We start from the raw sequence: 19333 nt of genomic DNA on the forward strand, positions 1-19333 counted from the left end.
TCTAAGCGAATGGTACACCGATACCACTATCGGACAAAATTCTGCGCTTTAATTCAGCATTCACCGCCAAAAGCGACTAATTTTAGCTGTTACAGTCAGTTGCTAAATGCAAAGGAGCATTCATGAAGCAAACAGTTTATATCGCCAGCCCTGAGAGCCAGCAAATTCACGTCTGGAACCTGAATCATGAAGGCGCACTGACGCTGACGCAGGTTGTTGATGTGCCGGGGCAGGTGCAGCCGATGGTGGTCAGCCCGGACAAACGTTATCTCTACGTTGGCGTTCGCCCTGAGTTTCGCGTCCTGGCGTATCGTATCGCCCCGGACGACGGTGCTCTGACATTCGCCGCAGAGTCGGCGCTGCCGGGTAGCCCGACGCATATTTCTACCGATCACCAGGGGCAGTTTGTCTTTGTAGGTTCTTACAATGCGGGTAACGTGAGCGTAACGCGACTGGAAGATGGCCTGCCAGTGGGCGTCGTCGATGTGGTCGAGGGGCTGGACGGCTGCCATTCCGCCAATATCTCACCGGATAACCGCACGCTGTGGGTTCCGGCATTAAAGCAGGATCGCATCTGCCTGTTTACGCTCAGCGATGATGGTCATCTGGTGGCGCAGGACCCGGCGGAAGTGACGACCGTTGAAGGCGCTGGGCCGCGTCATATGGTGTTCCATCCAAACGAACAATATGCGTATTGCGTCAATGAGTTAAACAGTTCAGTGGATGTCTGGGAACTGAAAGATCCGCACGGCAATATCGAATGTGTCCAGACGCTGGATATGATGCCGGAAAACTTCTCCGACACCCGGTGGGCAGCTGATATTCATATTACTCCGGATGGTCGTCATTTATACGCCTGTGACCGTACCGCCAGTCTGATTACCGTTTTCAGCGTTTCGGAAGATGGCAGCGTGTTGAGCAAAGAAGGTTTCCAGCCAACGGAAACCCAGCCGCGCGGCTTTAACGTTGATCACAGTGGCAAGTATCTGATTGCCGCCGGGCAAAAATCTCACCACATCTCAGTTTACGAAATTGTCGGCGAGCAGGGGCTACTGCATGAAAAAGGTCGCTATGCGGTCGGGCAGGGGCCGATGTGGGTGGTGGTGAACGCACACTAACCGTTGAGTTACCCGGCGCAGTATTTCCTGCGCCGGGGTATTACCCCATCTCCTGTAACGCATGTCTCTGGCGTTCGACGATATTGGTCCATAAATTGTCTTTATCATCAGTCCACAAATTAATCAGCAAAGCAAAAAAGCGTTCTGCTGCCGGAGAAAGCACGGCATCTTTGCGACGAATAATCCCCAATGTCCGGCGTATAACGGGTTCCACCAGCGGGATACCAATAATCGAAGAATAGGGCGCATGAGGCATTGCCAGGCCTGGAAGCGCCGAAATCCCCAGTCCTGCTTCCACCAGTCCTAATGACGTCGAAAGATGACGCACTTCGTAAAACCAGTCCAGCTTCCAGGGTTTGTCGGACAATTTTTGCTCAATCAGCAGTCGGTTGCCGCTGGAGGAGCGCACGCCAATCATTTTGTAACCTACCAGTTCCTGCCATTCCACTAGCTGCTTTTTGGCTAATGGGTGGTCACGCCGACAGGCCAGCACAAACGGCTCGTTGACCAGTGGCGTAAAATCGATGGATGAATTTGTGATGTTGTTCATGTTTATGCCAAAGTCCGATTCGTTGCACAGCACCGATTCCATGCAATTATTCGTGCCTTGTTCCAGAATTCGCACTTTAATATTGGGATATAGCTCATTAAATTTGCCAATTGCCAACGGCAAGAAATAAAACACGGCGGTAGGAATACACGCTAATGTCACCATACCACGATGATAAATATTCATATCGCGAATATTAAACAGTGTTTCATCGAATTTTTTTATTAATTCCCGCGCCTCAGGAAGCAACATTCTCCCCGCTTTTGTTAAAGTAACCTTGCGAGTTGTACGCTCAAAGAGTTGAATATGTAAATCCTCTTCCATCTTTTTTATTCTGCGCGTTAATGCAGGTTGCGTAATATTAAGTAATTTAGCAGCATTGTTAAATGAACTGGACTCTGCCAGCGTGACAAATGCTTTCATACTTGATAACTCATGCTTCATTATTACTCCGGAAAATGGAAGCGGTGCTTTTTAGTGATTTGCAGTTAAACCAGTTTAACTGCCTTTTAATCACTTAAATTAATGAAAAAATGTTATTAATCGTGAAGCTAAAGTCATTAGAGATGCTTTGCCCTTAATGTAACCATATCGCAATAAGTTATGTTTTTAAATTGAGGGCATTATTATGAAAAAAATACCCTGCGTGATGATGCGAGGTGGAACCTCGAGGGGCGCGTTCCTGTTAGCGGAACATTTACCTGAAGATCAAACGCAGCGCGATAAAATATTGATGGCAATTATGGGTTCCGGTAATGATCTGGAAATTGACGGTATCGGCGGCGGTAATCCGCTGACCAGTAAAGTCGCCATTATTAGCCGTTCCAGCGATTCTCGTGCTGATGTCGATTATTTGTTTGCGCAGGTAATCGTCCATGAGCAACGTGTCGATACCACACCTAACTGCGGCAATATGTTGTCTGGCGTTGGGGCATTCGCCATTGAAAATGGTTTGATTGCAGCGACATCACCGGTCACCCGCGTGCGTATTCGCAACGTCAATACAGGCACGTTCATCGAAGCCGATGTGCAAACGCCAAACGGTGTCGTCGAGTATGAGGGTAGCGCCAGAATTGATGGTGTACCAGGGACAGCCGCGCCGGTCGCGCTCACTTTCCTGAATGCAGCCGGAACAAAAACCGGAAAAGTTTTCCCGACGGATAATCAGATTGATTATTTTGACGATGTCCCGGTGACTTGTATCGATATGGCGATGCCAGTCGTTATTATTCCGGCTGAATATCTGGGAAAAACAGGCTATGAATTACCAGCAGAACTGGATGCCGACAAAGCATTATTAGCCCGCATTGAATCTATCCGTCTACAAGCGGGTAAAGCAATGGGCTTAGGCGATGTCAGTAATATGGTTATCCCTAAACCTGTACTTATTTCCCCAGCGCAGAAAGGCGGGGCGATCAATGTGCGTTATTTTATGCCCCATTCTTGCCATCGCGCGCTGGCGATAACTGGTGCTATTGCCATTTCCAGTAGCTGTGCGCTGGAAGGCACCGTCACCCGACAAATCGTCCCTTCTGTCGGATACGGCAATATCAATATTGAACACCCCAGTGGTGCGCTTGACGTTCATTTAAGCAATGAAGGTCAGGATGCCACGACGTTACGCGCATCTGTTATTCGGACGACCAGAAAAATATTTTCCGGTGAAGTTTATCTTCCCTGAAAAAATTCTTTGTCGTGATAAGGACAATCAATAAAGGACTTCTGTATGAGTCATACAGAAAGAACAGGATTTTAAATGAATAAGAAATCGTTATGGAAGCTAATTCTGATATTAGCGATCCCATGTATTATTGGCTTTATGCCAGCTCCGGCAGGATTAAGCGAACTGGCGTGGGTACTGTTTGGTATCTACCTGGCGGCAATTGTGGGTCTGGTTATTAAGCCATTCCCGGAACCTGTCGTACTGTTAATTGCGGTTGCCGCTTCGATGGTGGTCGTGGGTAACTTATCCGACGGTGCATTTAAAACCACCGCCGTATTAAGCGGTTACTCTTCCGGTACAACCTGGTTGGTGTTCTCGGCGTTCACCTTAAGCGCCGCGTTTGTTACCACCGGCTTAGGTAAACGTATCGCCTATCTGCTGATTGGTAAAATTGGTAGCACAACCCTCGGGCTGGGTTACGTTACCGTATTCCTCGATCTGGTACTGGCTCCGGCAACACCGTCTAACACCGCGCGTGCGGGCGGCATTGTGTTACCGATCATCAACAGCGTGGCGGTGGCTCTTGGGTCCGAACCGGAAAAAAGCCCGCGTCGTGTTGGACATTACCTGATGATGTCCATTTACATGGTCACCAAAACCACCAGCTACATGTTCTTTACCGCAATGGCGGGGAACATTCTGGCGCTGAAAATGATCAACGACATTCTGCACCTGCAAATTAGCTGGGGTGGATGGGCGCTGGCAGCCGGTTTACCGGGCATCATTATGCTGCTGGTCACTCCGCTGGTGATTTACACCATGTATCCGCCAGAAATTAAAAAGGTCGATAACAAAACCATCGCTAAAGCGGGCCTTGCCGAACTGGGACCGATGAAAATCCGTGAAAAAATGCTGCTCGGTGTCTTTGTGCTGGCGCTGCTGGGCTGGATTTTCAGTAAGTCTCTGGGGGTTGATGAATCCACTGTGGCAATCGTTGTTATGGCAACCATGCTGCTGCTGGGTATCGTTACCTGGGAAGATGTGGTTAAAAATAAAGGCGGCTGGAATACCTTAATCTGGTACGGCGGTATTATCGGTTTAAGCTCCTTATTATCAAAAGTTAAATTCTTCGAATGGTTAGCTGAAGTCTTTAAAAATAACCTGGCATTTGATGGTCATGGCAACGTTGCCTTCTTTGTCATTATTTTCCTTAGCATCATCGTGCGTTATTTCTTCGCTTCTGGTAGCGCCTATATCGTTGCTATGTTGCCGGTATTTGCCATGCTGGCGAACGTCTCCGGCGCACCGTTAATGTTAACTGCGCTGGCGCTGCTGTTCTCCAATTCTTACGGCGGCATGGTCACTCACTATGGCGGCGCGGCTGGTCCAGTTATCTTCGGTGTTGGCTATAACGACATTAAGTCCTGGTGGCTGGTCGGTGCGGTTCTGACGATATTAACCTTCCTGGTGCATATCACCCTTGGCGTGTGGTGGTGGAATATGCTGATCGGCTGGAACATGCTGTAAATACTCAAAAATATCCATTCATTATTTTTCTGCGCACTTTACGGTGCGCAGATATCTGGAGCATTTGATGATCAAGTTATCTGAAAAAGGCGTGTTTCTCGCCAGTAATAACGAAATAATTGCCGAAGAACATTTCACCGGCGAAATTAAAAAAGAAGAAGCAAAAAAAGGCACTATTGCCTGGTCTATTCTCTCTTCTCATAACACGTCCGGAAATATGGACAAACTTAAAATTAAGTTTGATTCCTTAGCCTCCCACGATATTACCTTTGTTGGTATTGTACAGACCGCTAAAGCGTCCGGCATGGAACGTTTCCCGCTGCCGTATGTGCTGACCAACTGCCATAACTCACTGTGCGCCGTCGGCGGCACCATTAACGGTGATGACCATGTTTTTGGTTTATCGGCAGCGCAGCGTTATGGCGGTATTTTTGTGCCTCCGCATATTGCGGTCATCCATCAATATATGCGTGAAATGATGGCAGGCGGCGGCAAAATGATCCTCGGTTCAGACAGCCACACCCGTTACGGTGCGTTAGGTACAATGGCGGTCGGCGAGGGCGGCGGTGAGCTGGTAAAACAACTGCTTAATGACACCTGGGATATCGACTATCCGGGCGTTGTTGCGGTGCATTTGACCGGAAAACCAGCACCCTATGTGGGGCCGCAGGATGTGGCGCTGGCAATTATCGGCGCGGTGTTCAAAAACGGCTACGTCAAAAATAAAGTGATGGAGTTCGTGGGGCCAGGTGTTGCTGCGCTCTCTACCGATTTCCGTAACAGCGTTGACGTTATGACCACTGAAACCACCTGTTTAAGTTCTGTCTGGCAAACCGATGAAGAAGTCCATAACTGGCTGGCGCTGCACGGTCGCGGCCAGGATTACTGCCAGCTTAACCCTCAACCGATGGCGTACTACGATGGGTGCATTAGCGTTGATTTAAGTGCCATCAAACCAATGATTGCGCTGCCGTTCCACCCGAGCAACGTGTATGAAATCGACACGCTGAACCAGAACCTGACCGACATTCTGCGTGAGATTGAAATCGAGTCCGAGCGCGTGGCGCACGGTAAAGCCAGACTCTCGCTGCTGGATAAAGTCGAAAATGGTCGCCTGAAAGTACAACAGGGGATTATCGCCGGTTGTTCTGGCGGTAACTACGAAAACGTTATCGCCGCAGCAAATGCGCTGCGTGGTCAATCTTGTGGTAACGACACCTTCTCGCTGGCTGTTTACCCGTCATCACAGCCGGTGTTTATGGATCTCGCCAAAAAAGGTGTGGTAGCAGATTTGATTGGCGCAGGCGCAATCATCAGAACTGCGTTCTGCGGCCCATGCTTTGGGGCAGGTGATACGCCAATCAACAACGGTTTGAGTATTCGCCACACCACGCGTAACTTCCCGAATCGCGAGGGCTCTAAGCCAGCTAATGGTCAGATGTCAGCGGTTGCATTAATGGACGCCCGTTCTATCGCTGCGACTGCGGCAAACGGTGGCTATTTAACCTCTGCCAGCGAGCTGGATTGCTGGGACAACGTGCCGGAGTATGCCTTCGATGTAACGCCGTATAAAAATCGCGTCTATCAAGGCTTTGTGAAAGGGGCGACCCAGCAATCGCTGATCTACGGACCAAACATTAAAGACTGGCCGGAATTGGGCGCGCTGACTGACAATATCGTCCTCAAAGTGTGCTCGAAGATCCTCGACGAAGTGACCACCACCGATGAACTGATTCCTTCCGGGGAAACCTCTTCGTATCGTTCAAATCCGATTGGTCTGGCGGAGTTTACCCTGTCACGCCGCGATCCGGGTTATGTCGGCAGAAGTAAGGCCACCGCTGAGCTGGAAAATCAGCGTCTGGCAGGAAACGTTAGTGAACTGGCAGGGGTGTTTGCGCGTATTAAACAGATTGCTGGTCAGGAACATATTGATCCGCTGCAAACTGAAATTGGCAGCATGGTTTATGCGGTCAAACCAGGTGATGGTTCTGCGCGTGAACAGGCGGCGAGCTGCCAGCGTGTGATTGGCGGTCTGGCGAATATTGCCGAGGAATACGCGACTAAACGTTACCGTTCTAATGTCATCAACTGGGGGATGTTACCGCTGCAAATGGCAGAAGTGCCGAACTTTGAAGTGGGGGATTACATTTATATTCCTGGCATTAAAGCGGCGCTGGATAATCCAGGTACGACCTTCAAAGGTTATGTGATCCATGAAGATGCGCCGGTTACGGAAATCACGCTCTATATGGAAAATCTGACTGCGGAAGAGCGCGAGATTATCAAGGCGGGTAGTTTGATTAACTTCAATAAAAACCGTCAGATGTAAAAAGCGCCATGTGAATGTAGGTCGCATCCGGCACTTATTGTCGGATGCGATGCTGGCGCATCTTATCCGACCTACGAATCGCATCGACCCGTAGGCCGGATAAGGCGTTTACGCCGCATCCGGCAATGAGTTAATAGCTCTTATTTCTTTGCTTCTGCAACCACTTTGCTACCCACGCCACGGTTATTGTATTCCCACATGCGGTTGTAGTTAGTGTCATTCAGATTGCGCTGTACTTCGTCGTTATCATCAACGCTGCCGGTGTTACCCGCAAACGGACGATTAGAGATCACCGCATCGGCCCACGGTTTAGCCGTGTTAAAACCTTCGTTGATGGCGCTATCACGGATCACCACCTGACCGTTGGTATTGGCATCCACATCCAGCGAACGGCCCAGCTGCGCGACGCCATCACCGGAAGCATTGAAACGGCTGTTTACCGCGAGGAAACCGTAGTAAATGTTGGACAGCGTAGCCGGTGCAAACACATACGCTTCTTGCTGAGTACGTGAGTTCACCACGCGGAATTCGGTATTATCGAACACCACTGCACCACGGCCGGAAACGATATCCACATCCCCTTCGATGTAGCTATTAGTTACCAGAGTACGCGGCTGACGGTTGGTTTCCAGACGGTTCTGCACACCACTGTTGGTAACAAAGAAGGTATTCTGACGACCGAGAATGTTAACGTTGTTGATCTGCACTTTATCGCCGTCAGTACGCAACGCCACTGCCGGATGGTTACCCGCATCTACGCTATCGCCCAGGGTGTTTTCAATGGTCAGGTTTTGCAGTTGCAGACCATTGTTTTGTGACCAGAAGACCGCAGAACAGAGAACGCCGATGCTGTTGCTGCGTTTGCTCTGGCAGCTATCGTACATGTACCACGCTGGTTTACCTGGCATATATTTGCCGCGCGGGTTGACGTCATGACGCCAGTCGGCAGGGCTCATTCCACCATCAAGGGAAAGCCCAATCTTCACATCAATCGGTTTTTCGCCCATACCGTAGACAGTGATTCCCCCCGGAGCGGCAGGGACATAAACTGTACCTTCATACTCACCTGGCATCACGGCAATATACTGGCGCTTATTTGTACGCTTGATAATCGCCGCATCTACCGCCGCCTGAATCGTGGTATGCGTTACACCTTGAGTACCCGCCGGGCCGACAACAAAGTCAGGTTGCGCAGGCAGGGTAATCGGGGAAGGATTCCATGCTGTAGCACCTGGCGTCAGGGACGCAAAATAGTGTTGAGCATCGAAATTCTGCGCTTCTTTTGCCGACAGAATCGGGCGAGAAGACGTACCAGGTGCTACTTGATCGGAAGGACGTTGATCGGGCGGTGTTGAGCTACAGGCGGTCAGCGTCACGCCAAAAGCCAGTGCCAGCGCCAGACGGGAAACTGAAAATGTGTTCACAGGTTGCTCCGGGCTTTGAAATGGAAAAATGAATCCGTTGAAGCCTGCTTTTTTATACTAACTTTAGCGAAACGGGAAGGTAAAAAGACAAAAAGTTGTTTTTAATACCTTTAAGTGATGTCAGATGGCCTGGCACCATCTGACAGAACATTTAACTGAACATTGCGGTAATTGATGCGCTGGCGAGAGAGTGGAAATGAACGTTAAAACCGACCATCGCGCCGCTGGCACCTTCATCGACATCAATACGTTCTACATCCAGCGCGTGAACGGTAAAAATGTAGCGATGGGTTTCGCCTTTCGGCGGCGCTGCACCATCGTACCCAGTTTTACCAAAGTCGGTGCGTGTCTGGAGCACGCCATCAGGGATTGCTACCAGACCAGAGCCAAATCCTTGCGGCAATACACGGGTATCGGCAGGCAAGTTAACAACTACCCAGTGCCACCAGCCGGAGCCGGTTGGCGCATCCGGGTCGTAGCAGGTGACGACAAAACTTTTCGTTCCCGCAGGAACATCATCCCACGCCAGATGTGGCGAAATATTATCGCCATCGTAACCCATGCCGTTAAAGACATGACGATGCGGTAGCTTATCGCCATCGCGCAGATCATTACTGATGAGTTTCATTAACCCTCCTTTCTTGTTTGCAGAAAGTGTAGCCAGAAACCCTCATGCTGACTTCCCGTTATTGGCAAAAAAATGTTTCATCCAGTACGGCGTGATTTACCGCTGCGGTCAGGCGCTGCAACTGTTGCGGGCGAATAATATAGGGCGGCATCAGGTAAATCAGTTTGCCAAAAGGCCGTATCCACACACCCTGCTCGACAAAGAATTTTTGCAGTGCTGCCATATTCACCGGACGAGTGGTTTCGACCACGCCAATTGCCCCCAGCACGCGCACATCGGCAACCATTTCGGCGTCACGGGCTGGTGCCAGTTGCTCGCGTAGTTGCGCTTCAATATTTGCCACCTGCTGTTGCCATTTACCGGATTCGATAATCGTCAGGCTGGCGTTCGCTGCCGCGCAGGCCAGCGGATTGCCCATAAAAGTTGGCCCGTGCATAAAGCAACCGGCTTCGCCGTTACTAATAGTTTCCGCAACCTGACGTGTGGTGAGCGTAGCGGAAAGGGTCATCGTGCCGCCGGTTAAGGCTTTACCGAGGCATAAAATGTCCGGCGCGATCCCCGCATGTTCACAGGCAAACAGTTTGCCGGTTCGACCAAATCCGGTGGCGATTTCGTCAGCAATCAGCAAGATACCTTCACGATCGCACATTTTGCGGATTCGTTTTAACCATTCCGGATGGTAGATGCGCATCCCGCCTGCGCCCTGGACAATCGGTTCAATGATCACCGCAGCAATTTCATGACGATGCGCCGCCATCAGGCGCGCAAAGCCCACCATATCGCGCTCATCCCATTCGCCGTCCATGCGGCTTTGCGGAGCCGGGGCAAACAAGTTTTCTGGCAGATAGCCTTTCCACAGGCTGTGCATTGAGTTGTCAGGATCGCATACCGACATCGCGCCAAAAGTATCGCCATGATAACCATTGCGGAAGGTCAGAAAACGCTGGCGCGTTTCGCCTTTGGCCTGCCAGTACTGCAACGCCATCTTCATCGCCACTTCTACCGCCACGGAACCGGAGTCCGCGAGAAAAACGCACTCCAGCGGTTGTGGCGTTATCGCCACCAGTTTGCGGCAAAGTTCGACGGCTGGCGCATGGGTGATACCGCCAAACATCACATGCGACATGGCATCAATTTGCGACTTCATCGCCGCATTAAGCTGCGGGTGATTGTAACCGTGGATCGCTGCCCACCAGGACGACATACCGTCAACCAGGCGTCTGCCGTCAGACAAAATCAGCTCGCAACCTTCCGCGCTCGCCACCGGATAAACCGGCAGCGGGGAGGTCATGGATGTGTATGGGTGCCAGATATGGCGTTGGTCAAAGGCAAGATCGTCCGTTGTCATAATCGACTTGTAAACCAAATTGAAAAGATTTAGGTTTACAAGTCTACACCGAATTAACAACAAAAAACACGTTCTGGAGAAGCCCCATGGCTCACCGCCCACGCTGGACATTGTCGCAAGTCACAGAATTATTTGAAAAACCGTTGCTGGATCTGCTGTTTGAAGCGCAGCAGGTGCATCGTCAGCATTTCGATCCTCGTCAGGTACAGGTCAGCACTTTGCTGTCAATTAAAACCGGTGCTTGCCCGGAAGATTGCAAATACTGCCCGCAAAGCTCGCGCTATAAAACCGGGCTGGAAGCCGAACGGTTGATGGAAGTTGAACAGGTGCTGGAGTCGGCGCGCAAAGCGAAAGCGGCGGGATCGACACGTTTCTGCATGGGCGCGGCGTGGAAGAATCCCCACGAACGCGATATGCCGTACCTGGAGCAGATGGTGCAAGGGGTAAAAGCGATGGGCCTGGAGGCGTGTATGACGCTGGGCACGTTGAGTGAATCTCAGGCGCAGCGCCTCGCGAACGCCGGGCTGGATTACTACAACCACAACCTCGACACCTCGCCGGAGTTTTACGGCAATATCATCACCACACGTACTTATCAGGAACGTCTCGATACGCTGGAAAAAGTGCGCGATGCCGGGATCAAAGTCTGCTCAGGTGGCATTGTGGGCTTAGGCGAAACGGTAAAAGATCGCGCCGGATTATTGCTGCAACTGGCAAACCTGCCGACGCCGCCGGAAAGCGTACCAATCAACATGCTGGTGAAGGTGAAAGGCACGCCGCTTGCCGATAACGACGATGTCGATGCCTTTGATTTTATTCGCACCATTGCGGTGGCGCGGATCATGATGCCGACTTCTTACGTGCGCCTTTCTGCCGGACGCGAACAGATGAACGAACAGACTCAGGCGATGTGCTTTATGGCTGGCGCTAACTCGATTTTCTATGGTTGCAAACTGCTGACCACGCCGAATCCGGAAGAAGATAAAGACCTGCAACTGTTCCGCAAACTGGGGCTGAATCCGCAGCAAACTGCCGTGCTGGCAGGGGATAACGAACAACAGCAGCGTCTGGAGCAGGCGCTGATGACCCCGGACACTGACGAATATTATAACGCGGCAGCCCTATGAGCTGGCAGGAGAAAATCAACGCGGCGCTCGATGCGCGGCGTGCTGCCGATGCCTTGCGTCGCCGTTATCCGGTGGCGCAAGGCGCCGGACGCTGGCTGGTGGCGGACGAACGCCAGTATCTGAACTTTTCCAGTAACGATTACTTAGGTTTAAGCCATCATCCGCAAATTATCCGTGCCTGGCAGCAGGGCGCGGAGCAATTTGGCGTCGGCAGCGGCGGTTCTGGTCACGTCAGCGGTTATAGCGTGGCGCATCAGGCGCTGGAAGAAGAATTGGCCGAGTGGCTGGGTTATTCGCGGGCGCTGCTGTTTATCTCCGGTTTTGCCGCTAATCAGGCCGTCATTGCCGCGATGATGGCAAAAGAAGATCGCATCGTTGCCGACCGGCTTAGCCATGCCTCGTTGCTGGAAGCTGCCAGTTTAAGTCCGGCGCAACTTCGCCGTTTTGCTCATAACGATGTCGCTCATCTGGCGCGCCTGCTTGCTTCCTCCTGTCCGGGGTTGCAACTGGTGGTGACAGAAGGCGTATTCAGTATGGACGGTGATAGTGCGCCGCTGGCAGAAATCCACCGTGAGACGCAGCAGCACAATGGCTGGTTGATGGTCGACGATGCCCACGGTACGGGCGTTATCGGTGAACAGGGGCGCGGTAGCTGCTGGCAACAGCAGGTGAAACCAGAATTGCTGGTTGTTACTTTTGGCAAAGGATTTGGTGTCAGCGGTGCGGCGGTGCTTTGCTCTGAAACTGTGGCGGATTATCTGCTGCAATTTGCCCGTCATCTTATCTACAGCACCAGTATGCCTCCGGCGCAGTCGCAGGCATTACGCGCATCTCTGGCGGTTATTCGCAGTGAAGAAGGTGATGCACGGCGCGAAAAACTGGCGGCGCTCATTACGCGTTTTCGTGCCGGAGTGCAGGGTTTGCCGTTTACTCTTGCGGATTCACGTAGCGCCATTCAGCCATTAATCATCGGTGATAACGCTCGCGCATTACGCCTGGCAGAAAAACTGCGTCAGCAAGGTTGCTGGGTAACAGCGATTCGCCCACCAACCGTACCCGTCGGCACCGCGCGTCTACGCTTAACGCTAACCGCAGTGCATGAAACGCAGGATATCGACCGTTTGCTGGAGGTGCTGCATGGCAACGGTCAATAAACAAGCCATTGCGGCGGCATTTGGTCGGGCTGCCTCACAATATGAGCAACACGCAGAGTTACAGCGCCACAGTGCCGACGCCTTACTGGCAATGCTCCCGCAACGCAAATACGCCCGTGTGCTGGACGCTGGCTGTGGACCTGGCTGGATGAGCCGCCACTGGCGCGAGCGTAGCGAGCAGGTGACTGCGTTAGATCTCTCGCCGCCAATGCTTGATCAGGCACGCCAGAAGGATGCCGCAGATCATTATCTGGCAGGAGATATCGAATCCCTGCCGTTAGCGACTGCGACGTTCGATCTTGCATGGAGCAATCTCGCGGTGCAGTGGTGCGGTAATTTATCCACGGCACTCCGCGAGCTATACAGAGTGGTGCGCCCCGGTGGCGTAGTGGCGTTTACCACGCTGGCACAGGGATCGTTACCCGAACTGCATCAGGCGTGGCAAGCGGTAGACGAACGCCCCCATGCCAATCGCTTTTTACCGTCAGCAGATATTGAACAGGCGCTGAAAGGTTTTCGTTATCAACATAATATGCAGCCTGTCACGCTGTGGTTTGATGATGCGCTCAGTGCCATGCGTTCGCTGAAAGGCATTGGCGCAACGCATCTTCACGCAGGGCGCGACCCGCGAGTATTAACCCGTTCACAGCTACAACAACTGCAAATGGCCTGGCCGCAACAGCAGGGGCTATATCCCCTGACGTATTATCTTTTTTTGGGAGTAATTGCTCGTGAGTAAACGCTATTTTGTTACCGGAACGGACACCGAAGTGGGTAAAACCGTTGCCAGTTGTGCACTGTTGCAGGCCGCGAAGGCCGCAGGTTACCGAACGGCAGGCTACAAACCCGTTGCCTCCGGTAGCGAAATGACTGCAGAAGGTTTACGCAACAGCGATGCACTGGCGTTACAGCGCAACAGCAGCCTGCAGCTGGATTACGCCACGGTGAATCCATACACCTTCGAAGAGGCGACCTCGCCGCATATCATCAGCGCGCAAGAGGGCTGGCCAATTGACCCATTGGTGATGAGCGCCGGATTACGTGTGCTGGAACACCAGGCTGAGTGGGTGTTAGTGGAAGGCGCGGGCGGCTGGTTTACGCCGCTTTCGGATTCCTTCACGTTTGCAGATTGGGTAACGCAGGAACAACTGCCGGTGATTCTGGTCGTTGGGGTAAAACTGGGCTGCATCAATCATGCAATGCTGACAGCACAGACCGTACAGCAGGCAGGGCTAACACTCGCAGGCTGGGTGGCGAACGATGTCACGCCGCAGGGTAAACGCCACAGTGAATATATGGCTACGCTTACCCGAATGATCCCCGCGCCGCTGCTGGGGGAAATCCCCTGGCTCCAGGAAAATCCAGAAAGTGCGCTAACCGGAAAATATATAAATCTCACATCACTGAAGTAGCAAAAAAATTGGTTGAATTGCGAGCGAGATCGCGTCTTCGCTCGCCCGTAATTTAACCAATAAAATGCTAAAAAAATCGCGAAAAAAATTTTACCCCCGCATTATACGATTAGTATGGGAATTGCCCAGGCGGCTGGACATAGGGGCTGCAGGCAGTTATCCACTATTCCTGTGGATAACCATGTGCATTAGAGTTAGAAAACGTAAGGTAAGCAAGAGAATACGCGGCTTGCACGCAAATTGGCGCTAAAGACGGCTTAAATAAATATTTGTTATTTTTCAATCTGTTATATAAATGCAATGGCTGTCAGGAAAGAGTCATCTCCTGCAATAAATCCGTCATCAGCTATCTTGACAAATGTTAAAAAAGCCATTGCTCTGGGGATAACCCTGCAGACCAGAGTTTTATCTCGTCACAGCGTCAATTTTACCTACGGTTTAGACCTTAGTTGACGGCGTAACAGAAATGTTGTGGTGTGAGACTGTTTTTTTATCCAGTATAATTTATTGGCATTATTAATCATGACGAGTAAAATTACACACCTGCCCGCCCATTCCTTCAGGTAGCAACTCATGAGTAAACCATTCAAACTGAATTCCGCGTTCAAACCTTCTGGCGATCAGCCGGAGGCGATTCGACGCCTCAAAGAGGGGCTGGAGGATGGCCTCGCGCATCAGACTCTGCTCGGCGTGACGGGGTCGGGAAAAACCTTCACTATTGCTAATGTCATTGCTGACCTGCAACGTCCAACCATGGTGCTGGCGCCCAACAAAACGCTGGCAGCGCAACTATATGGTGAGATGAAAGAGTTCTTCCCGGAAAACGCGGTGGAGTATTTCGTCTCCTATTACGATTACTATCAGCCAGAAGCCTATGTTCCGAGTTCAGATACGTTTATTGAGAAAGATGCCTCAGTAAACGAACATATCGAACAGATGCGACTTTCAGCAACCAAAGCGTTGCTGGAGCGACGAGATGTTATTGTCGTAGCGTCAGTTTCCGCTATTTATGGTCTGGGCGATCCTGATTTATATCTCAAAATGATGCTGCACCTCACGGTCGGTATGATTATCGATCAACGGGCTATCCTGCGCCGCCTGGCGGAGTTGCAATATACCCGCAACGACCAGGCGTTCCAGCGCGGCACTTTCCGCGTGCGCGGTGAGGTGATCGACATCTTCCCGGCAGAGTCCGACGACGTTGCGCTACGTGTAGAATTGTTCGACGAAGAAGTGGAGCGTCTCTCGCTTTTCGACCCACTGACCGGGCAGATTATCTCGACCATTGCGCGTTATACCATCTACCCGAAAACGCACTATGTTACGCCGCGCGAGCGCATTGTGCAGGCGATGGAAGAGATTAAAGAAGAACTGGCGGATCGGCGCAAAGTACTGCTGGCAAATAACAAGTTGCTGGAAGAGCAGCGGCTGACCCAGCGTACCCAGTTTGATCTGGAGATGATGAATGAGCTGGGCTACTGTTCGGGCATTGAAAACTATTCGCGCTTCCTCTCCGGGCGCGGGCCTGGCGAGCCACCGCCGACGCTGTTTGATTATCTGCCTGCCGATGGGCTGCTGGTGGTTGATGAATCACACGTCACCATTCCGCAGATTGGCGGTATGTATCGCGGCGACCGGGCGCGTAAAGAAACGCTGGTGGAGTACGGTTTCCGCCTGCCATCTGCGCTGGATAACCGTCCACTGAAATTTGAAGAGTTCGAAGCTTTAGCCCCGCAAACCATCTATGTTTCTGCGACGCCGGGTAATTACGAGCTGGAAAAATCAGGCGGCGACGTGGTGGATCAGGTGGTGCGTCCAACCGGATTGCTTGATCCGATTATCGAAGTGCGTCCGGTAGCGACCCAGGTCGATGATCTTCTTTCGGAGATTCGTCAGCGAGCGGCAATTAACGAACGCGTTCTTGTCACAACACTGACCAAGCGGATGGCGGAAGATCTCACGGAATATCTCGAAGAACACGGCGAGCGCGTGCGTTATCTTCACTCCGACATTGATACCGTTGAGCGTATGGAAATCATCCGCGATTTACGTCTGGGCGAGTTTGACGTACTGGTTGGCATCAACTTACTGCGCGAAGGTCTGGATATGCCGGAAGTTTCGCTGGTGGCAATCCTCGACGCCGACAAAGAGGGCTTCCTGCGTTCTGAACGTTCATTAATTCAGACCATCGGGCGTGCGGCGCGTAACGTCAACGGCAAAGCGATTCTCTACGGCGATAAGATAACCCCGTCAATGGCGAAAGCCATTGGTGAAACCGAACGTCGCCGCGAGAAACAGCAGAAGTACAACGAAGAGCATGGCATTACACCGCAAGGGCTGAACAAGAAAGTGGTCGATATCCTGGCGCTGGGGCAGAACATTGCTAAAACCAAAGCCAAGGGCAGAGGGAAAGCGCGCGCGATTGTTGAGCCGGATAATGTGCCGATGGATATGTCGCCAAAAGCGTTGCAGCAGAAAATCCATGAGCTGGAAGGGCAGATGATGAAACATGCGCAAAATCTGGAGTTCGAAGAGGCGGCGCAAATTCGCGATCAGTTGCATCAGTTGCGTGAGCTGTTTATTGCCGCGTCGTGACGAGATGAGAAAGTCGGAATGTTCTTCCGGCTCAGATTAACTATGAAGTCAAAAAAGTGCTCGAACGATCCCCTCGCCCCTTTGGGGAGAGGGTTAGGGTGAGGGGAACAGGCCGCATTGCTCCAGAAGCCTGGTCAGCAATCTCAGCCACGTTAACCCAACGCTTGTAACGCCTTTTCCAGTGCGTTATGTAACAACTGGCGGTCATGACGATAGGGGATATCGCTGGCCTCCAGTACGTCCTGAATCACTATTCTGTCGGTGACCGCAGAAACATCCACTTTCGGCCCAACGACTACGGCATCAATAACCTTCTTGCCGACATACTGCTCCATAATCGCCAGCTTATTTTCCAGCTTCAGATTCGCCGCTGGTAAGCTAAGTTCACGCCCCAGATTGCCTATATAGACCATCGGAGCTGGCGTGCGGCGCAATGCCTGCGCCATTTCCTTAAGCAGCAGGATCGGCATCAGGCTGGTATAAAAACTGCCTGGCCCGATAAGAATCAGATCTGCTTCATTGATAGCATGTACCGCTTCACGCGTGGCAGGCACATTAGGGGTTAACAGTAATTCCTGAATCGGCGTGGTTAACTGGTCAATATTCACCTCGCCGTAAACTTCATGCCCCTGATCGTCAATCGCCATCAGATCAACAGGATGCTCTGACATCGGAATCAAATGCGCGTCCACTTTCAGCAGATTACGAATCAAATTGATGGCTTCCAGAGGCCGCACGCTAAGGTGATCCAGTGCCTTTAACATCAGGTTTCCAAGGTTATGCCCGGAAAGTTCGCCATTACCGCCAAAACGGTATTCAAACATCGCGGAAGCGACGCTGGGTTCCGTAATCAACTGATTAAGGCAGTTGCGCATATCGCCCCAGGCAATACCGCCTTCTGAGCGGCGAATTCGTCCTGTCGAACCACCATTATCGGTGGTGGTCACAATTCCCGTTAAACGAGAACCCAAAGATGAAAGTGAGGAGAGAACGCGTCCCAGTCCATGCCCTCCGCCGAGAGCAACGACACGATCAAGGTCAGCCAGCGTACGATTGCGCATATAAATTCCTGAAGTCAGATTATCCGCGCTACAGTAGCGCAACTGACAGGGAAACAGCAATTAACCTGCCAATATTGAGGATATAAATAATTGTTTTCTACCTCTAAAGGACGATATACGCACTGCATTGCTGATGATGTACATCAAAGTAAAACCGTCATTTTCCCTTATTCTGTAGTGAAATAGCACGATCATGACGCTATATATATGATTACATAGCGAAAAGTGTGAATGGTAAAAATCTCATTTACACGCTAGTATCGGCATAACCACTAAACACTCTAGCCTCTGCACCTGGGTCAACTGATACGGTGCTTTGGCCGTGACAATGCTCATAAAGATTGCCACCAGGGCGAAGGAAGAAATGACTTCGCCTCCCGTATCTGGAAAGGTGTACATGGCTTCACAACTGACTGATGCATTTGCGCGTAAGTTTTACTACTTGCGCCTGTCGATTACCGATGTGTGTAACTTTCGTTGCACCTACTGCCTGCCGGATGGCTACAAGCCGAGCGGCGTCACTAATAAAGGCTTCCTGACCGTCGATGAAATTCGTCGGGTTACGCGCGCCTTCGCCAGTCTGGGCACCGAAAAAGTGCGTCTGACAGGCGGCGAGCCGTCTTTACGTCGCGACTTTACCGATATCATCGCCGCTGTGCGGGAAAACGACGCTATTCGCCAGATTGCGGTTACTACCAATGGTTACCGCCTGGAACGTGATGTCGCGAACTGGCGCGATGCAGGCCTGACGGGCATTAACGTCAGCGTTGATAGCCTCGACGCCCGTCAGTTTCACGCCATTACCGGGCAGGATAAATTCAACCAGGTAATGGCAGGCATCGATGCCGCATTTGAAGCCGGGTTTGAGAAGGTTAAAGTCAATACCGTGCTGATGCGGGATGTCAATCATCATCAACTCGACACCTTTCTGAACTGGATCCAGCATCGCCCCATTCAGCTGCGTTTTATCGAACTGATGGAAACGGGCGAGGGCAGCGAACTCTTCCGTAAGCACCATATCTCTGGTCAGGTTCTGCGTGACGAGCTGCTGCGTCGTGGCTGGCTCCATCAGCTTCGTCAACGCAGCGACGGTCCCGCGCAAGTTTTTTGTCATCCGGATTACGCCGGAGAGATCGGCCTTATCATGCCGTATGAAAAAGACTTCTGCGCCACCTGCAACCGCCTGCGCGTCTCCTCCATTGGTAAACTCCACCTCTGCTTGTTTGGTGAAGGCGGCGTTAACCTGCGCGATCTGCTGGAAGACGATACCCAGCAACAGGCGCTGGAAGCACGTATTTCGGCGGCGCTGCGGGAGAAAAAACAGACCCATTTCCTGCATCAAAACAACACCGGTATTACGCAAAACTTATCGTACATTGGCGGTTAAAACGTCAAAA

At 51.6% G+C, this 19333-nt stretch carries 15 protein-coding genes and 1 riboswitch; of the genes, 10 read left to right on the forward strand and 5 right to left on the reverse strand.

Annotated elements, in window-relative coordinates; translation table 11 throughout:
• Nucleotides 1–122 precede the first annotated feature (122 nt).
• Complete coding sequence (gene pgl, locus WC5_RS08480) at nucleotides 123–1118, forward strand: 6-phosphogluconolactonase (protein WP_000815423.1); 996 nt, start codon at nucleotides 123–125, stop codon at nucleotides 1116–1118.
• Nucleotides 1119–1158: 40 nt separating this feature from the next.
• Here pgl and WC5_RS08475 read toward each other — a convergent pair whose 3' ends face one another.
• Nucleotides 1159–2112, reverse strand: coding sequence for a LysR family transcriptional regulator (locus tag WC5_RS08475; RefSeq protein WP_000679976.1), 954 nt, complete (start codon nucleotides 2110–2112; stop codon nucleotides 1159–1161).
• Between the two features lie 184 nt (nucleotides 2113–2296).
• On the opposite strand from WC5_RS08475, the gene WC5_RS08470 reads away from it, so the two are divergent.
• The 3 genes from WC5_RS08470 (at nucleotide 2297) to WC5_RS08460 (ending at nucleotide 7187) form a co-directional block, all read left to right on the forward strand.
• The gene (locus tag WC5_RS08470; RefSeq protein WP_000723669.1) at nucleotides 2297–3349 is read left to right on the forward strand and encodes a 4-oxalomesaconate tautomerase; all 1053 of its coding nucleotides are present in this window, start codon (nucleotides 2297–2299) and stop codon (nucleotides 3347–3349) included.
• Between the two features lie 75 nt (nucleotides 3350–3424).
• Nucleotides 3425–4858: an anion permease gene (locus tag WC5_RS08465; protein ID WP_001036486.1), complete on the forward strand. Its 1434-nt coding sequence runs from the start codon at nucleotides 3425–3427 to the stop codon at nucleotides 4856–4858.
• A 67-nt stretch (nucleotides 4859–4925) separates the two neighbouring features.
• Nucleotides 4926–7187 (forward strand): hydratase, encoded by a 2262-nt coding sequence (locus WC5_RS08460; protein ID WP_000593920.1) that lies wholly within the window; start codon nucleotides 4926–4928, stop codon nucleotides 7185–7187.
• 140 nt (nucleotides 7188–7327) lie between these two features.
• On the opposite strand, the gene WC5_RS08455 is transcribed toward WC5_RS08460, so the two are convergent.
• The 3 genes from WC5_RS08455 to bioA all read right to left on the reverse strand — a co-directional run bounded on the left by WC5_RS08455 (nucleotide 7328) and on the right by bioA (nucleotide 10587).
• Nucleotides 7328–8611, reverse strand: a complete 1284-nt coding sequence (locus WC5_RS08455; protein ID WP_001091595.1) for a putative acyl-CoA thioester hydrolase — start codon at nucleotides 8609–8611, stop codon at nucleotides 7328–7330.
• A 151-nt stretch (nucleotides 8612–8762) separates the two neighbouring features.
• Nucleotides 8763–9239: a kinase inhibitor gene (locus WC5_RS08450; RefSeq protein ID WP_000767387.1), complete on the reverse strand. Its 477-nt coding sequence runs from the start codon at nucleotides 9237–9239 to the stop codon at nucleotides 8763–8765.
• Nucleotides 9240–9297: 58 nt separating this feature from the next.
• Nucleotides 9298–10587 carry an adenosylmethionine--8-amino-7-oxononanoate transaminase gene (gene bioA, locus WC5_RS08445; protein ID WP_010352255.1) on the reverse strand — a complete coding sequence of 430 codons (1290 nt, stop codon included), beginning with the start codon at nucleotides 10585–10587 and terminating at the stop codon, nucleotides 9298–9300.
• A gap of 86 nt (nucleotides 10588–10673) precedes the next feature.
• On the opposite strand from bioA, the gene bioB reads away from it, so the two are divergent.
• From bioB to uvrB, 5 genes are all read left to right on the forward strand, one after another.
• Nucleotides 10674–11714: a biotin synthase BioB gene (gene bioB, locus WC5_RS08440; RefSeq protein WP_000951213.1), complete on the forward strand. Its 1041-nt coding sequence runs from the start codon at nucleotides 10674–10676 to the stop codon at nucleotides 11712–11714.
• Nucleotides 11711–12868 (forward strand): 8-amino-7-oxononanoate synthase, encoded by a 1158-nt coding sequence (gene bioF, locus WC5_RS08435; protein ID WP_000118850.1) that lies wholly within the window; start codon nucleotides 11711–11713, stop codon nucleotides 12866–12868. The genes bioB and bioF overlap by 4 nt, the downstream gene beginning before the upstream one ends.
• Nucleotides 12852–13607, forward strand: a complete 756-nt coding sequence (gene bioC, locus WC5_RS08430; RefSeq protein ID WP_000246807.1) for a malonyl-ACP O-methyltransferase BioC — start codon at nucleotides 12852–12854, stop codon at nucleotides 13605–13607. Before bioF ends, bioC begins: the two co-directional genes overlap by 17 nt.
• A complete protein-coding gene (bioD, locus tag WC5_RS08425; protein ID WP_000044854.1) occupies nucleotides 13600–14280 on the forward strand; it encodes a dethiobiotin synthase in 681 nt (226 codons plus the stop codon). The genes bioC and bioD overlap by 8 nt, the downstream gene beginning before the upstream one ends.
• Before the next feature lie 573 nt (nucleotides 14281–14853).
• Nucleotides 14854–16875: an excinuclease ABC subunit UvrB gene (uvrB, locus tag WC5_RS08420; protein WP_000042546.1), complete on the forward strand. Its 2022-nt coding sequence runs from the start codon at nucleotides 14854–14856 to the stop codon at nucleotides 16873–16875.
• 152 nt (nucleotides 16876–17027) lie between these two features.
• On the opposite strand, the gene yvcK is transcribed toward uvrB, so the two are convergent.
• Nucleotides 17028–17936 carry a uridine diphosphate-N-acetylglucosamine-binding protein YvcK gene (yvcK, locus tag WC5_RS08415; protein WP_010347415.1) on the reverse strand — a complete coding sequence of 303 codons (909 nt, stop codon included), beginning with the start codon at nucleotides 17934–17936 and terminating at the stop codon, nucleotides 17028–17030.
• Between the two features lie 265 nt (nucleotides 17937–18201).
• A riboswitch (molybdenum cofactor riboswitch) is annotated at nucleotides 18202–18346 on the forward strand.
• Here yvcK and moaA point away from each other — a divergent pair.
• Nucleotides 18334–19323 carry a GTP 3',8-cyclase MoaA gene (gene moaA, locus WC5_RS08410; RefSeq protein ID WP_010351242.1) on the forward strand — a complete coding sequence of 330 codons (990 nt, stop codon included), beginning with the start codon at nucleotides 18334–18336 and terminating at the stop codon, nucleotides 19321–19323. (Overlaps the previous riboswitch by 13 nt.)
• Nucleotides 19324–19333: the final 10 nt, after the last annotated feature.

Origin of the sequence: Escherichia sp. KTE114, from assembly GCF_000407765.1 — a bacterium.
GTDB lineage: Bacteria > Pseudomonadota > Gammaproteobacteria > Enterobacterales > Enterobacteriaceae > Escherichia > Escherichia ruysiae.

What these genes read in the sequence shown, in the direction of transcription:
- pgl (WP_000815423.1), top strand. Translation starts at nt 123, where the DNA reads ATGAAGCAAACAGTTTATATCGCCAGCCCTGAGAGCCAGCAAATTCAC.
- WC5_RS08475 (WP_000679976.1), bottom strand. Translation starts at nt 2,112, where the DNA reads ATGAAGCATGAGTTATCAAGTATGAAAGCATTTGTCACGCTGGCAGAG.
- WC5_RS08470 (WP_000723669.1), top strand. Translation starts at nt 2,297, where the DNA reads ATGAAAAAAATACCCTGCGTGATGATGCGAGGTGGAACCTCGAGGGGC.
- WC5_RS08465 (WP_001036486.1), top strand. Translation starts at nt 3,425, where the DNA reads ATGAATAAGAAATCGTTATGGAAGCTAATTCTGATATTAGCGATCCCA.
- WC5_RS08460 (WP_000593920.1), top strand. Translation starts at nt 4,926, where the DNA reads ATGATCAAGTTATCTGAAAAAGGCGTGTTTCTCGCCAGTAATAACGAA.
- WC5_RS08450 (WP_000767387.1), bottom strand. Translation starts at nt 9,239, where the DNA reads ATGAAACTCATCAGTAATGATCTGCGCGATGGCGATAAGCTACCGCAT.
- bioA (WP_010352255.1), bottom strand. Translation starts at nt 10,587, where the DNA reads ATGACAACGGACGATCTTGCCTTTGACCAACGCCATATCTGGCACCCA.
- bioB (WP_000951213.1), top strand. Translation starts at nt 10,674, where the DNA reads ATGGCTCACCGCCCACGCTGGACATTGTCGCAAGTCACAGAATTATTT.
- bioF (WP_000118850.1), top strand. Translation starts at nt 11,711, where the DNA reads ATGAGCTGGCAGGAGAAAATCAACGCGGCGCTCGATGCGCGGCGTGCT.
- bioC (WP_000246807.1), top strand. Translation starts at nt 12,852, where the DNA reads ATGGCAACGGTCAATAAACAAGCCATTGCGGCGGCATTTGGTCGGGCT.
- uvrB (WP_000042546.1), top strand. Translation starts at nt 14,854, where the DNA reads ATGAGTAAACCATTCAAACTGAATTCCGCGTTCAAACCTTCTGGCGAT.
- yvcK (WP_010347415.1), bottom strand. Translation starts at nt 17,936, where the DNA reads ATGCGCAATCGTACGCTGGCTGACCTTGATCGTGTCGTTGCTCTCGGC.
- moaA (WP_010351242.1), top strand. Translation starts at nt 18,334, where the DNA reads ATGGCTTCACAACTGACTGATGCATTTGCGCGTAAGTTTTACTACTTG.